We start from the raw sequence: 15,519 nt of genomic DNA, 5'->3' as shown, positions 1-15,519 counted from the left end.
ATAAATTAACCTAAAAAGCATTAATAATTATACACAATTGTGAAGAAATATTCAACTAAAATTAAACTACAGGAGATAAAATTTTGGCCTGGGTTTTTTACAATTATTTCTGTTTTGAAATTAGTGAAGATGCCTAATAGAGATTGATTTTTATTAACATTAAAGCTATATCTTCATCAGACTGAGAGTTGGAAATATGGCAATAATTCTTTTAGATACAAAAACAATAAATCGTATAGCAGCAGGTGAAGTAATCGAAAGGCCAGCAAGTGTAGTAAAGGAATTAGTAGAAAATGCAATAGATGCTGGAAGTTCAGAGATAGAGATCAAAATAGAAAGTGGTGGGCGTAATCTTATAACTGTAACAGACGATGGAAATGGAATAGAAAAGGAAGATTTGGAACTTGCGTTTATGCGCCACGCTACTTCAAAATTAAGCGATAGTGAATTAATAGAGATCAGACATCTTGGCTTTAGAGGAGAGGCTCTGCCTTCAATTGCAGCAGTAAGCAGAATGAAATTATCATCCAAGGCAAGTGGAGCAAAGGAAGCATGGTCTATAAGATATGAGGGAGGAGAAAAAATAAGAGAGATTATCCCTTGTTCTTTGTTGCAAGGTACATATATTGAAATTCGTGACTTATTTTTTGCCACACCAAATAGATTAAAATTTCTAAAAACCGAGAGGGCAGAAACACAAAGCATTGTTGACATTGTAAATAACTTAGCAATGATTAACTATAGTATTGGGTTTACTCTCACTTCCGGTAATAAAAAGCTCTTAAAATATGTTAAGCAAACTTCATTATTTAACAGATTATGTGAAACAGAAGAAGAATTTCAGAGCAATTCGCTGGAAGTTAAAGAGGAAGAAGACGGCATCAAACTTACGGGACACATCTGTAAACCAACTATTAGTCGTGGTAATTCAACTCAGATCTATACGTTTGTTAATGGCAGGCCAATAAAAGACAATCTACTTATTGGTGCAATTCGATATGCGTATCAGGACTTTATTCCAAGTGGGAGGTATCCTTTTGCAGTGCTGCACTTAGAGATACCATACGATCAAGTAGATGTAAATGTGCATCCAAATAAATCAGAGGTAAGGTTTCAGAACAAGAGGCTAGTATATGAAATAGTGAGAAGAGGAATAATAAAAGCATTATCGACTAGAGTAGGCACGTTTGCAGCAAGTGATGTTGAGTCTCAAAGTATTGAGGAGTTTGATAGCCAAGAGCCGGTTAATAGTAAAGAGAAAAAAAATCAAAAAGAGTTTTATGAAAAGAGGCCAAGTCTTTTAGAAAATCGTTTAATGAAAGAATTCAATGCACCAGATGAAAGAAGGCGAAGCTTACCAGAAACGTTTAAATATGGAGAATCTCCACCCCAAAAGGGAACGATGGTTCTAGAAAAGAAGCAAATTGATTTGATAGAGGATCACCCTCTAGGATATGCACGCTGTCAGGTCTACAATACTTACATTATTGCTGAGGCTGGAGATAGGCTGATTATAGTAGATCAACATGCAGCCTATGAGAGATTGATATACGAGTGCTTAACAAGCATAAAAAGACAAAAACTTCTCATTCCTGAAATAGTTGAAATTAAAAACCAAGCTGGAATGGAGATGGTTAAAACTTATAAAGATAAGCTTTTTGAAATGGGTTTTGGTATTGAAATAGAATCAGAAGATAAAGTAAGGGTAAAAGAAATACCTGCAATCTTGGGAACAATAGATATAAAAGAGATGCTAGTTGATATAGTAGATAAGTTAATGGAAATAGAAGATACGCTACCAATAGAGGATAAGGTGAACAAAATATCATCCATAATCGCTTGCCATGGAGCAGGAAGAAAAATGAAATTGGAAGAGATGAATGAGATACTAAGACAAATTGAGAAAACTCCATATTCTGATCACGGAAGACCAACGTATATAGAAATGAAACTAAGTGATATAGAAAAATTGTTTGAAAGGAGATGAGTTCAGTTTGTCAAAAAGGTTCCCAATTAAGTATACGTAACAGCTCTTCTGGTTATGGAGTATAAAATTTGAAAAAAGAGAATAAATGCTCTAATTTTTTAGATTACAAAGTAATAGGACAGGAAGTAAGAAATCGTAGATTAGCAAAGGGATATACTCAAAAAGATTTAGCAAAAAAAATCGGAACAACATATCAGGTAATACTTCAATACGAAAAAGGAACACGCAGAATTTCAATTAAGAAGTTATATGAATTAGCAGAAGCATTATCAACAACTGCTAGAGACCTAGCTTGCGGACAAGAAGTATCAAATGAGGAAAGGTATGAGGGAGAAGAGATAGTAAATCTAGTAAGAAGACATAAAGAGATTAAGGATCAAGAATTACGTGAAACGTTTTATTTATTAACTAAATTTATCCGTATTAGTGAGGAAAAAAGTGGAAAGGCAGTAAAAATAGAAGTGGCAAAGGGTTTAGTTAAGGAAGGAGTTTCTGCTCATGTTATCTCTCGAACAACCAATTTATCTGTTGATGAATATGATAATGATGAGAAAAAAATTTCCATTCCGTATAAAGTAGGTCAAAGAATAAAAGAATGGAGGTTGAGAAGAGGATACACTCAGGAAGATTTAGCAAGTAAAGTGGGCATAATAAATCAAAGAATATATGAATATGAACAAGGACGAGCTGGTGTTTCACTTGAAATGTTAGATGAAATAGCAAAGGTACTATCAATTAGTATTACAGACCTACTTCCAGAAACAAGAGAAAATGAGAATAGTGAAGCAGAGCTATCAAGGTTAATAGAAGAATACAAAAAGATTAAAAGCCAAGAACTACGTAATGTACTAATAAAGTCTCTGCTTGAAAGCATACAAGTTTGCAAAGAGAAAGTAAAGAAAATAGAAAAGATGAAAATTGCAAAGAATTTAGTTAAGGAAGGAATTTCTATTGATATTATTTTGCAAGCAGTAGGCATCTCTTTAGACGAAATTCAACAAATTTAAAATAAAAAAATCAGTATCTATTAATATCTTTACTTTTTGATGAAAAAATAAGTAAAAAAGATTTAAAAATTGATTTGACTTCACTCAAAAGCTATGGCCTTATGCCAATGCTGATAAAAAAACAGCAGTAAATAATTAAAAAAAGTTTGTTGTTAGTGAAAGGTAAATTATATGAATAAAAGTAAAGAAGAAATCGAATTCAGAATATTAGAAAGCAAAGGTAAAGCACTACTTGATCGTGAAATAATGGAAACATTTTTAAGTGCAGTACATGAAAGGCCACAAGCTCAAGAAATTGCTAAAAATCTGGTGAATACTTATACAGGAGTAGGAAGGATTTTAGGTAGAGAAATGGATGACCTGAAAGTTATAGAAGGAGTAACTGATTCTGCAGTAGCAATGATTATGTGTGTTAAGGAAACACTAGAAAGGGTACTGAGAGAAAAGCTCAAGGGAGAACCAATCATGGACTTACAAGGGCTAGTAGAATACTTGAACGTAAGTATAGGTCATGCAGAGAGGGAATGTGTAAAAATACTGTACTTGAATAAAAGACGCCAACTAATTGGAGAAGAATCCTATATTGGTGAAATGGAAAAAGCACCAGTATACATAAAGGAGATTACAAGAAAGGCATTAATAAAAAATGCAACATCAATAATAATGTCACATAACCATCCTGGAGGGAGCTTAGAACCATCAGAAGAAGATCAAGAAGTAACGAAGAGCTTAGCAGCAGCATGTAGTACTGTAAGCGTAAAATTGTTTGACCATATTATCATCACAAGTGGAGGCTATTTCAGCTTTCGAGAAAACGGATTGTTATAGCAGAAAGTATTTGCAAATCTACTCATTATAATTTATACTGAGTAATAGAATGTATAAACTAAGATTTATATACTTAAAAAGTATTTTTAATATGGGGGTTATATGACTAGTAAAGACAAGTTATTGAAGAAAATATTTGGTGCTCTTGAAGGCGTTGATATAAAGCAGTCTAAGTTTGTGAGCAAAATTAATAATCAGAAGGAGATAAAACCGGAAGATACAATGCCTTTCCCTGGTAGAGAAGTTCGCGAAAACAAAATCAACTATGGGAAAGGATTTGACTATGTTTATGGCACAAAACCTGTAAGTGATCAAGAAGATAAAAATCCATTTGCTTCAGCTTTGCAAAAAATAAAGCCAAGTATAAGCGAAAGCGAAAAGTTGAGCTGGTTTAAAAGTGAAGTGGTAGAGGCAAAAAACGTAAATGAATTGCACAAAACTATAGACCAAGTACTAGCCTCTGGAGCAAGAATAAATGCATATAACGATGGGGAATGGAGCATTGCAGAGTATGTAGTATTGGGTACACATTTTCATAAATTTGATAAGACTGATCGAAAAAAGATAATGCGTAAATTAATGCTAAGTGGTGCAGATTTTCATGATACTTTATTGCAGAATAAACTAATAGGTGAAATCTATAATGAGCTACAGCCAGAAGTTCAGCCACAGATAGATAAGAGACTAGAAGAACTAGAGAAGGCTGGCGAAAGTGCTGTGCAAGAAGGAGAATTAATAGATGTTGAGATAGATAATACAACATCGTATATAGAATTTTCTGATGATAGCAAGGTAGAGGTAGCCAAAATACTGAGAGAATTAGGAAGTAATATTTTAAAAATTGGCAATGATGCAGTTGAGGTTAGAAGGGAGCAAGGAGGTGCAAGAAATTACGTTGATGTATCAGATGGTAGCTCTGTTGTGTTAGAATTTCCTACAAGCATTGGTAAGCTAAATGTTATATTGTACCACGATGTAAAAAAATATGATCAAGTACAATTGAGAGTAGAAAACAAGGAAATGTGGGCTGAATTACAAAAAATAGGAGAAGAAATAGGAAAAAACTGTCTCTTTGGAGGAGTAAAACTTAAAGAAGCAGTAGAGAGAGGTAGTTTCACTAGATGTGGCATATGGAGTGAAAAGTATGCTATAAAAGAAGTTAGCAATGATGAAGTATTGTCTCCGTGGGTGAATAGGATACGTGAAGGTAGTAAAGAAACCTTTAGAGAACTTTAATGCGTCTACAGCCAGCTTTAAGGTTCCAGAGGTTTTTTCTTACCGTTATATCTGGAGCCTTTGAGCTATAGTAGAAAATATTATATGTATGGTTCTTTGCGTGGAAAAAATTCTAGACTATGAAGTAGGGGAAAAAGTGAAAAGTTGGAGGTCAGAGAGGGGGTATACTCAGAAAGATTTAGCTGAGAAAATTGGTGTAAAATACTGGGTAATACTGCAATATGAGAAAGGGAATCGTAGAATTTCAATCGAAAGGTTGTACGCTATAGCAGGTGCATTGTCAGTAAGTATTACCGATCTCATTACTGCATCAAAGGAGAAAATCGGCTTTAAAAATGAGGAAGGAGAAATATTAAATCTAGTAAGAGAATATAAAAAGATTAATGATCAGGAGTTACGTAGGATGTTTTGTTTATTAACTAAATTTGTCAAAGTTAGTGAAAAAAGTAGTAAAAAATCAGAAAAAATAAAAATTGCAAAGGGTTTGGTTAAAGCAGGAGTTTCTGTTGATATTGTTGCAAAAACAATTGGTCTGCCTGCTGATGAATGTATTGAAGAAAAAGTTGGTTCTATATACTGCCAAATAGGAAAAAAGATAAAAGAATGGAGGCTAGTGAGAGAGTATACTCAAAAGGATTTAGCAGAGAAAATGAATACAACACGTGACGAAATAAGCAACTATGAACAAGGACGCGTAGCTACTCCACTGGGAAAATTATATGAGATAGCAGAAGCATTATCGATTAGTATTACAGATCTACTAACAGAGGAAGATGAAGGTAGTAGAGTGGAAAATGAGCTACCTGATTTAATTAAAGAATACAAAGAAATTGAGAGCCAAGAACTACGTAATGCACTAATAAAATCTCTGTTTGAGGGAATACGTATTTGTGAGGAGAAAGTGAGAGAGATAGAAAGGATTAAAGTTGCAAAGGATCTAGTAAAAGGGGGAATTTCTATTGATATTATTTTGCAAGCGGTAGGTTTACCTGTTGATGTAGTTTTAGATGGATAGCTCGTAAAAAAATTATAGCAATAAAGTTTTTTTCTTAAATGGAGGTATATGTGTTTGTTTCTGCAAGCAATGTTAGCTATGGAATAGGGCAAAGAATAGAAAATTGTAGGTTAATGCGAGGTCATACTCAAATAGGATTAGCAGGTCAAGTAGGTTTAACATACCAAGAAGTGAACAGCTATGAGAATGGTTATACTCCTATTCCAATTGGAGTACTATATGTAATAGCAAGAGTATTATCAGTTAATGCTGTAGATCTATTACCTAAACCAATAACAGTAAGAGAGTATAAAGATGAAGACGAAGAAATACTCTATCTAACGAAAATATACGAGAATCAAAAGTTAGGTAAGATAGTACCTTCATTAGTCAGGTTTGTTCATATTAGCGAAAAAATTAATCAAGAAGAAGCAAGGTTGGAAATAGCAAAAAATCTAGTAAAAGAAGGAGTTTTAGTTGATATTATTTCCCAGGCAACGGGCTTATCTATTTACGAATATGATAATACAGAGAGAGAAATCTGCACTGATTCTATATACTACAGAATAGGGCAAAGAATAAGAGAATGGAGGCTAATAAGAAGATATACTCAAAAAGATTTGGCGGATAAAGTTGGTGTAACACTCAAGGAAATACACGAGTATGAAATAGGATACACCGCCATATCATTTGACAAATTATATGAAATAGCAGGAGGATTATCAGTGAATATTAAAGTTCTGCTGCCTAAAACAAATGAAGATAATAAAGAAGAAAATAAGCTAATGAATTTAATCAGAGAAGATGAAAATCAAGAATCACTAGTCAAATCTCTAACTGAAGGTATGAAAAGTAGCAAAGAAAAAGTTAAAAAAACAGAGAAAATCAAGGTTGCAAAAAATCTAGTTAGGGCGGGTGTTTCTACTGATGTTGTTTTGCGAGCAAGTGGCCTAACTGCTGATGAGTATGAAAATTGAATTGTGTTAAAAACGGTTGGGAGTGTTAGGTAATATATTAAGATACAAGTAAAGATAGTTACGTATTTAATACATCTATTCTGAAAATTTGTTTAGCTGACTCAACTGAAGCATTTTCATAAAGTTTTGCTGCTAATTTGTGTTGTTTGATAAACTTCAAATTTAATGCTTTTAAAATTGATGCTGAAAACACATATTGCTAATGCTAGCAGAGAAACTGGTTGGTAAAATTGCTACAGCCGTCAATACTCCCGATTACTTTTCCTGATAATGTGATAGTATTCGCAAGTATTATCATATATTACAAAAAAATCAGTTAGCATTTCTGTTTATTAAAATTATACAATAAAGCTGCATTTTATATAATACTTCTCAAATCATTTCTATTAAATATTTATGAATATGGTTAAACAGTAGATAGAGGAAACCTTGTCTATTATTGATCTTTTTTATAGTAAAGTTATCTCATAAAATATTAAATTGGGAGTTTTATGGATCACAGACTAAGAGCTTATTTCCTTGGAGTTACCTGGTTTATACTCAGTTTACTTAGTAGTGTAGTTAATGATACTATATCAAAGTGTCTCGGTTTACACCTTCAAAGCTTTGAGATAATCTTTTTCCGTTTTTTATTTAGCACTATTACTCTTATACCTTTTATATTTTACTATGGAATAGGAGTTTGTAAAACAAGTCGAATATCTATTCAAATAACTAGAGGTGCATTGTTGTTTTGTGGAATGACTTTATGGACCTATGGGTTGACTATTTGCCCAATAGTAACTGCAACAATTATAGGTTTCTCAATACCATTATTTGTTATGCTTCTTGCAATTCCTTTTCTGGAAGAAAATATAATTTGGCAAAGATGGGTAGTAGCTGTCATTGGTTTTATTGGTATTGCTATTACTACTAAAGCTTATAGTGAGGATTTTAATCCTAAAATTCTTATTTTTATTGTATCCGCATTAATCTTCGCTACACTAGATGTACTTAATAAGAAGCTTGTAATGAAGGAGACAATAATAAGTATATTATTTTACTCAGCTCTAACAACAACAATTTTTTCCACTCCATCTTTGTTATTTTATTGGCATATGCCTTCCTTGTTGGAGTTAGTATTACTGCTGATCTTGGGAATAAGTTCAAACCTAATTCTGTTCTTCATGTTAAAAGCTTTTGCTCTTACTGATGCTACTGCACTTGCACCGTATAGATACATAGAGCTAATAATTTCTGCAATAGTAACATACATTATATTTAATGAATTACCTGATAAAAGTGCTTTATATGGTACTTTGATATTAATACCATCAACCTTATTTATAGCTTATTCGGAAGGTAAGGCAATTAAGAAAAATAATGTAACAACAAAAGTTTATAATTGTTAATAGTGTTTATTTTAGATGCTAAACTATATTTTTAAGGTGATAATAAAATGCACATAACTATTATAGGAGTAGGGTATGTAGGCTTAGTATCTGGTACAATGTTATCGGAACAGGGCCATAAAGTTGATTGCATTGACATAAATACTAAGAACTTTTGAAATCAGGGAAAATTCCCTTATATGAACCTGGATTAGCAGACATTGACTTTTTAGCTAACAGTATGGCCATAATCTTGAATTTCTGCTGGATTTTTCAGTTCAGCTTCTTTAGATTTTGCTGCTAATTTGCGTTAACTTCTTTAATGTTTTTAAAATTGATGCTGATGGTTAGTACTGGCTAAATTGAACGCTGGTGTGGCAACTGTCAGTAAAAATGCTAATCTCTTGCTCCCTATATTGGATTTAATTTTTTTATTTTTCTTTTCAGTTTTTTGAAGCTATTTTTGAAGTAGTATTTTTGGCTTAGCTTCTTGAAACATTTTTTTGGAGAGGCGATATCCCTTGTTACAGAATTTTTTTGGCATTTCTACTTATCAAGATATAGCATCACAGAATTTCTCTATCACTTTCTGATTATCCCCTATCATTTCATTTGCCTCTTGCTGAAGAAATTTGATATTTTTGAGTGTAATATTGTCCATCTCAGTCGATGCTACTTTCAATTGCGATTGTATTCTTATATATTTATCGTCTATTACTTGTTCTAGTTGATAATCAACGCAATCCAATCCAGAGGCAAACATCACATTCAGTAGTGGCTTGATCCACCCTATTTTGCCAAATTTCCTTGAGTTAGCATACTTTATACTTCTATCTGTTCCACCAGTGCCTATTGATAGCAGTATAATCTCATCATTTGGAAATAACCTCTTACCACTTGCATATGCACAAGCCGCTGGATTATTTGCAAACACTCCACCATCTATCAATACTCTCTCTGTTTGGCTAATTTCAGACGTTTTGGTGTGAAGTACGTTGGAGCAGCTGTTGTAGCTCTGAGTGCATCTTTCAACTTAATGTTTTTTTCTTTCCAACTTTTGAAGAAAAATTCACAACTATTGTGAATGTCATAACTGGTGAGTAGTAGATTACTCGCAACATCGGCCATAGTACTTTCACCAAAGTATTTGTTGAGAATAAATTCCATATTTCTATATGAGTACTGAGAACCACTCAGCCAAGAAGCAATTGATTTTCTCCAAAATGATGATTGAAAGATATATGCTCCATACTCTTGATAAAGTTCAACCAAATCATTGGCAGAGTATTGAAGTTTATTGCTTTTACAAAGTCCAGCAACAATAATCCCACCGGTTGAGGTGCCTGCCATTAAATCAAAAATCTGGGAAATTGGCTTTTTTGTCCTAGATTCAATTTCTGCAAGAATAATGGCAGGTATTATCCCTCTAATGCCACCTCCATCTACAGATAAAATGTACCTTGTCACTGTAAAATTTATTTGTGTTTGTGAATAGCTTCAAGTTCGTTGACTTCTTCAGTGAGGTTTTTCACTCTCTCTTCAAGTCGATAGACTATTTCGATTAGTCCTTGGTTTTTTTCTATAAATTTATCATGGATGTGTACACGTAAGTCAAGTTTTGCCAACCACCATATGAATCCTACAGTCTGTAGAACTATTGTTATTATTACCGCTATTGGGATTTTTTGCTTTTCCATGTGAAAATATTAACTTGTTATGGATAGTTTTAGAAGTTTATATACAGATTATAGAAAACTTACAGCTTTAGTGATTACTTTTTGTTGATTCGTATTGATCCTCTGCATTTGCAAGTAGCTTAATAATTTCTCTGTAAGGTTTATCTTTATTGTGCCGTGATTCTATTACAGCTACATCTCTAGGATTTTTTCCGTCTTTATCTCTAATTTTGGGATTTGCATCTTTTTCTAATAAAAACCTAATTATTTCTAAATTTCCTCTGTATGCAGCAGAATGTAAAGCTGTCCATTTTTCATATTTTGCTGTGTTTATATCAGCTCCTTTCTCTATTAGAAATTTAACAACCTCCAAACATCCTGCACCGGATGCATAATGTAATGCTGTTAATTCGGGAATCTGTGTATTAATATCTAATAAATTATTTGCCGAAAATTTTACTACTTCTAGGCTGCAGTTCTTAGAAGCAGTTCGTAATATTTTTTTATAATTATCTGTAGCTTTTGCTCTCATATAGCAATAGGTAATAACAACACATATTATCATTGTTATACACCACCAAAAGTGTAGCTTATTTCTTGAGTCTCTATTCATATTCAATACTTTTTTCAACATTAAACATTTGGTTTACTGATTTTTTCTTAACGTTGATGCTGATAACATAGTGCGATAACCTGAACCATCTAACATGTGTTCTGCTCTGTCAATTATCCATTCACCGTCTATATCTTGATGAAACCCTAACAAGTTAAGTTTCGCCTCTGCAAATAGTTCTGGATTACCAGGCATATTGATATTCAACACTGCATTATTTCGCTTGAGTTGTTTTAATTTACCATTTGCTGCACTTAATGCTAACTCTACATTCGAGTAAAGCGTTTGTATAGTATAACTTGGACTACCAGAACCAGCTATTTCTGATATAGTTTCACCTTTTTCATAGCTATGCCATTTTGCAATTACTGAGTTGTACCTACTCACGGTAAAGTGAACCTTCCAATTTATCGTGTCTTGAGGTGTAAGCGTTGTTGTTCCTAGAACTTTTCCAGTTGCTGATTTTGCTTTGCCTTTTGGAATAAAGAGTATGTATCCGCCAGCTAACTTTGCCATTGCCTCGCGTTCTATTGCTATTTTTGTTAGTAAACTTATATCACTTTCTTCTGTTTGGTTAATATGTGGAATCAACACATTTTCAAATTCTTCTGCAACTCTGCACCCATATCCGTGCTTTTCTGCTATTTCCTTAACCAAGCTACCTAGAGTAATTTGATGCCATTCTTTAGATGCTTTCTCCTTTAATGATAGTCTTAAATTTGTTGCATGAGCTTTGATTAGTAGAGTCTTAGGTGGACTTTGTATTGTAACTTCGTTGACTGTATATATGCCCATTGGTAAGACTCCAGTTTCTCTGTAACCTAGAGCGATATTTAATTCATTCGGAACATCTGTGTTTTCATCCCTATAATCAACATGTACTTCAACTACATCATCTATAGTTCCAGATTCATCTGTAAGGCGCAATGATATAACTCTATCTCTAATTGATTCACATTTATCTATTATAAAATCTGGCTGCATTTATTCCCATACTTTTAATTTTGACTTTTGTAGAGGTTTTTCTGTTACAGGCAATTTAATTTTTAGTCCTACCGGTAAAAAACTTCCATGTTCTGCAAGGCCTGGATTTTTAAGCAATACTTCCTCCACTATTCCATCGGTAAATCCATAATGTTTCCAGCAAATCAGATCTAGCATTTCTCCTTCTTTAGTTAAGTAATATATAGTCATCTATAGCTCTTCAAACTCAAACTAAATTCAACTTTTCTTGGTAGTCCATTAGGTAAAAAATACATCTGCTTTTCTTCTAACCTAGTAATTACGAATTGTCCTAAAATATTACCTAGACTATCTACTAAAACATGCGGTTTTTCAGCTTCTTTCATATTCTTTAATTGATTTACTCTGTTGAGAGTATTAAGGTAAATAACTCCTTCTATGTCTACATTTTCCACTCCTCGACCAATATTTTGTAGTGACGGCATTTTATCGATACATTCAATTACACTCCAACGATTTTCTTTACTATACTTCAAACTTATCGGAGTAAATTTATATGGACCAAGAGATAACACAAATAAAAAATTTTTAAAAACATAGTTGATCAATAAAATGTCTCTACTGTATCAAATAAAACATCACGTGACTTTTCTCTTATCCTTTTTATTACTTCATCAGCAAGACTACGAACATCTTGATTTGGCTCTGCTTTAATGCTAATAGTGTAATTATTAGTGATGTTCTGAGTTTTATTTTGTTCTTTATTTTCAAATTTACTCCTTGCAAAGTCAGCAAGTATCTTATCATTTTCTGTGGATTTTTTCTCCTCAATAAGGCTTTTGACTCTGAAGCTATTTTTATTTCTCTTTGAAAATTCTTTAATTATACTGTTATCTAGCAAAGGATTTCCACTGTTGAAAATGTTGCTCTTTAAGGTAGTATGGACTGCTTTTACTTCAGTTTTCTTTTTTTCAAACTCTTTCAGTGGACTATTCTCAGAGATTTTTCCAAACACACTGCTAATGGTATTTCCTGTCCATGAAAAAGCTTCTTCTATGGGTTTTATTATCGATTTCCAAAAGCTAGAGAAAAAGTCTTTCACCTTTTGCCAGTTAGCTATAACAAGAGCTGCACCAGTAACAAGTCCAGCAACTAAAAGTCCTATAGGGTTACTCATTATAGCGAGTGTTATTGCTCTTAGTCCTGTGACTACTGCAGGAAAAACTGTAGCTGATAAAAATGAAAATGTTGCCAGTATCGTTGCTTTAAGACCAAAAATTGTACTTCCTAATAAAGTAATTCCATAGCCTACTCCCACTACTAAGACTTTTAAACTTATCAAAGCTGCTAAAGTACTCATGATTGCCGTAGTTAAAGTTGGATGTTTTTCTGCAAAAGAAGCTATATGCTCTGTTATTGTTTTTAAACTTCCAGCTACATAATTCAAGGTAGGTAACATTACTGACCCTAGATTCATGCCAGCTTCAACTATTGCATTTTTAAGTAATTGTAATTTATTAGCTGTGGTGTCTGCACGATTTTTGAATTCTTTCTGCAGAGATCTTTTATACTCTTCTGTTTCAGCCAGTAACTTTATTGCATCCTTGTACTTACTGAAACTTCCAGCTAATAATGCAATGTCATCTTGATATTCTTGACCGAAAAGTTTCATCAGGGTTGTAGAGCGTTCCTGGTTATCCATTTTCTTTAGAGTTTGGAAAAAGTGAAGTAGTGCTTCTTCCCCATTTTCACTGATCCTTTGTACCATTTCTTCTGTGGTTATACCCATTTCTTCTAGTGCTGCCTTAAACTCTTTTCCTTGACCTTCAGCAGTTTGCAGCTTAGAAAGTAAAGCATTTATGGCAGTTCCTGCTTTTGCTGGTTGTTTGCCTAAACTAATGAAAGCATTTACTAAACTGCTTGTTTGTTCAAACTTTAATCCAAACTGCTTTGCAGTACCACCAACTATTGCTAGAGCTTCAACCATGTCTTTTGCTTTAGCAGCAGTGTTATCTGATAAGTGGTTGATTACATTACCAACATGCTCCATTTCACTAACATCAATTCCGTAAATGTTAGAGAGTTTAGCTATGGAATCACCTGCTTGCTCTGCGGACATATCAAATGCTGTAGACATTTTTGCCACTGTTTCTGTAAACTTAAAAAGATCTTCTTTCTTGATACCAAGCTGTCCACCGCTTGCAGCTATTTGTGCTAATTCTGCGGCCGATAATGGTATAGTACGTGACATCTCTTTTAACTTCTTGGCAAATTTATCAGCTTCCTTTGCTTCATTATTGAAATTGACAACTTTTTTTACATCAGCCATAGCCGATTCAAAATCAATTGCAACTTTAACTGGAGCTGCAAGCGTTAATCCAAGCCCAATTGTTTCTATTATTTGTGACTTAAAATGTGATTTGCTTGCTAAAAAACTTTGGTGACTACGTATTGCAGACCCAAGCTTACCATACTTACCTTTTAGCGCTTCAATAGAAGAACCAAGTTTATATTGATCACTTACTAATGACTTAATATTTCTTCCACTTTTTCTTACTTCCTCATTGAATGAATGCAAAGCATCTCTCTTCCTTAAGTATGCCTCTTTTGCTTTTGTTGCAGAAAATTTAGCTTTATCAAACTCAGCTTTTAAAGTTTTGCTTGGTTTCTCTATCGCTTTCATTTGTTTAGCTAAAGATTTTACCTGATCTTCAAATCCTTTCCATGACCTTCTGCTAGTTAAAACATCACTACCCAACTGCTTAAACTTTGATACTGATTTTAAAGATGAATCAAGCTTTCTTATATTCTCACCAAGATTAGAGAGTTGACTACTACTGCCTTTTATTACAGTATTAAAGCTACCATCTAAAACTGCTCCGATTTTTATAGATAACGTTGACATTGTACCTTCCTCGCTGCTTCATGCCATAAGATAAATTCATTAATCTCCATATCAAGTATTTGTTCAACCCCGCCTCCTACAACAGAGCTGAACATTAATACTTCTGACCTCAAGTCCTTTGAATAACTGGTGAAAAAAAATCCTTTAATACCTCTTGAACTTTCACATAATCAGCAATATCTAACTCTTCAATTGCTTCTTTTGCAACTGATGTCAAATTGGCAGTCAAAGTTACTTCCTTACTTAGATCACTACCACTAAGTCTCTCAATAGCTAGATAATCTCTAACTTTTGGACGTCTAACGGTAAGTTCTGAGACAGAAATACCATCAACTGTAATTGGGTTGTTTAGTGTTATAGTTTGCATAAAATTCTCCTATAAAAAATAAAATCTTGTAAAATGTTGTAACTATTTGATCAACATCTAAAAAATAGAATTCTAAAAATCTTCATATTCCAAGCACCGTTTGAAGTAGTGCCATTTGATCAACACCATTTATCTTTCTAATCATATTTTCAGCATCGATTTCTATTAACTCATTACCACCTATAGTAAGTTTATAGTAATGAGCAGCTACAGTACACTTCAGCGTTGCTTTTTCAGCAGGTTTCCAGCTACCAAAATCAAATTCTTTGAATATTCCCCTGAGATTGATTACTACAGCTTCAATATCGTTACTACCACTCCCTTGCATTCCACCTCTGAGTGTCAAAGCTACTGAATTCCCATCTATCAAACCGAAAAGCCTAAATAGTTCTGAATCATACTCTGCAAAAGTAAAATCAGCTTCAAGCTTTTCCATGCCCATATCAATGCTAATTGGTATGTCCATACCCCCTGCACGGTATTCTTCTGTTTTGATAGTGAGCTTCGGCAAGGTTATTTCATCTATTTTTCCTGCATAACCACGACCATCAACGAATACGTTAAAATTTCTCAGTATTTTTGGTAACACTTTGCTT

At 33.4% G+C, this 15,519-nt stretch carries 16 protein-coding genes and 1 pseudogene; 8 read left to right on the top strand and 9 right to left on the bottom strand.

The annotated features are described in order from the left end of the window. The first annotated feature begins 196 nt into the window (after positions 1 to 196). From mutL to ABWU32_RS05710, 8 genes are all read left to right on the top strand, one after another. Positions 197 to 1,987 carry a DNA mismatch repair endonuclease MutL gene (gene mutL, locus ABWU32_RS05745; RefSeq protein ID WP_264687496.1) on the top strand — a complete coding sequence of 597 codons (1,791 nt, stop codon included), beginning with the start codon at positions 197 to 199 and terminating at the stop codon, positions 1,985 to 1,987. Positions 1,988 to 2,055: 68 nt separating this feature from the next. Continuing rightward, a complete protein-coding gene (locus tag ABWU32_RS05740) occupies positions 2,056 to 2,994 on the top strand; it encodes a helix-turn-helix domain-containing protein (protein ID WP_265027843.1) in 939 nt (312 codons plus the stop codon). A 171-nt stretch (positions 2,995 to 3,165) separates the two neighbouring features. Further along, on the top strand, positions 3,166 to 3,822 hold the full coding sequence (locus tag ABWU32_RS05735; protein ID WP_265027842.1) for a RadC family protein: 657 nt from the start codon (positions 3,166 to 3,168) through the stop codon (positions 3,820 to 3,822). A gap of 102 nt (positions 3,823 to 3,924) precedes the next feature. Continuing rightward, the gene (locus ABWU32_RS05730) at positions 3,925 to 5,058 is read left to right on the top strand and encodes a hypothetical protein (RefSeq protein ID WP_265027841.1); all 1,134 of its coding nucleotides are present in this window, start codon (positions 3,925 to 3,927) and stop codon (positions 5,056 to 5,058) included. 88 nt (positions 5,059 to 5,146) lie between these two features. After that, positions 5,147 to 6,073, top strand: coding sequence for a helix-turn-helix domain-containing protein (locus ABWU32_RS05725; RefSeq protein WP_265027840.1), 927 nt, complete (start codon positions 5,147 to 5,149; stop codon positions 6,071 to 6,073). A 38-nt stretch (positions 6,074 to 6,111) separates the two neighbouring features. Beyond that, positions 6,112 to 7,029, top strand: coding sequence for a helix-turn-helix domain-containing protein (locus ABWU32_RS05720; protein WP_406833097.1), 918 nt, complete (start codon positions 6,112 to 6,114; stop codon positions 7,027 to 7,029). Positions 7,030 to 7,520: 491 nt separating this feature from the next. Beyond that, complete coding sequence (locus ABWU32_RS05715; RefSeq protein WP_265027838.1) at positions 7,521 to 8,420, top strand: DMT family transporter; 900 nt, start codon at positions 7,521 to 7,523, stop codon at positions 8,418 to 8,420. Between the two features lie 47 nt (positions 8,421 to 8,467). Further along, complete coding sequence (locus tag ABWU32_RS05710; protein ID WP_320157617.1) at positions 8,468 to 8,578, top strand: hypothetical protein; 111 nt, start codon at positions 8,468 to 8,470, stop codon at positions 8,576 to 8,578. Positions 8,579 to 8,952: 374 nt separating this feature from the next. Here ABWU32_RS05710 and ABWU32_RS05705 read toward each other — a convergent pair. From ABWU32_RS05705 to ABWU32_RS05665, 9 genes and pseudogenes are all read right to left on the bottom strand, one after another. Next, positions 8,953 to 9,866: pseudogene (locus ABWU32_RS05705) on the bottom strand (patatin-like phospholipase family protein). Positions 9,867 to 9,874: 8 nt separating this feature from the next. Continuing rightward, the gene (locus ABWU32_RS05700; protein WP_265027837.1) at positions 9,875 to 10,096 is read right to left on the bottom strand and encodes a hypothetical protein; all 222 of its coding nucleotides are present in this window, start codon (positions 10,094 to 10,096) and stop codon (positions 9,875 to 9,877) included. Between the two features lie 67 nt (positions 10,097 to 10,163). Next, complete coding sequence (locus tag ABWU32_RS05695; RefSeq protein ID WP_265027836.1) at positions 10,164 to 10,688, bottom strand: ankyrin repeat domain-containing protein; 525 nt, start codon at positions 10,686 to 10,688, stop codon at positions 10,164 to 10,166. Between the two features lie 33 nt (positions 10,689 to 10,721). Then, the gene (locus ABWU32_RS05690) at positions 10,722 to 11,672 is read right to left on the bottom strand and encodes a contractile injection system protein, VgrG/Pvc8 family (protein WP_265027835.1); all 951 of its coding nucleotides are present in this window, start codon (positions 11,670 to 11,672) and stop codon (positions 10,722 to 10,724) included. Then, entirely contained in the window at positions 11,673 to 11,882 is a 210-nt protein-coding gene (locus ABWU32_RS05685; RefSeq protein ID WP_064085527.1) for a tail protein X, read from the bottom strand. Beyond that, on the bottom strand, positions 11,879 to 12,226 hold the full coding sequence (locus tag ABWU32_RS05680; RefSeq protein WP_265027834.1) for a phage tail protein: 348 nt from the start codon (positions 12,224 to 12,226) through the stop codon (positions 11,879 to 11,881). The genes ABWU32_RS05685 and ABWU32_RS05680 overlap by 4 nt, the downstream gene beginning before the upstream one ends. Positions 12,227 to 12,255: 29 nt before the next feature. Beyond that, entirely contained in the window at positions 12,256 to 14,556 is a 2,301-nt protein-coding gene (locus ABWU32_RS05675; RefSeq protein ID WP_353278529.1) for a phage tail tape measure protein, read from the bottom strand. Between the two features lie 109 nt (positions 14,557 to 14,665). Continuing rightward, entirely contained in the window at positions 14,666 to 14,923 is a 258-nt protein-coding gene (locus ABWU32_RS05670) for a phage tail assembly protein (RefSeq protein WP_265027832.1), read from the bottom strand. Between the two features lie 82 nt (positions 14,924 to 15,005). Further along, positions 15,006 to 15,512 (bottom strand): phage major tail tube protein, encoded by a 507-nt coding sequence (locus ABWU32_RS05665; RefSeq protein WP_265027831.1) that lies wholly within the window; start codon positions 15,510 to 15,512, stop codon positions 15,006 to 15,008. Positions 15,513 to 15,519 lie beyond the last annotated feature (7 nt).

The sequence above is a fragment of the Wolbachia endosymbiont (group A) of Udea olivalis genome (assembly GCF_964028365.1).
Lineage (GTDB): Bacteria > Pseudomonadota > Alphaproteobacteria > Rickettsiales > Anaplasmataceae > Wolbachia > Wolbachia pipientis.
This window is presented reverse-complemented; position numbering and strand designations above follow the sequence as displayed.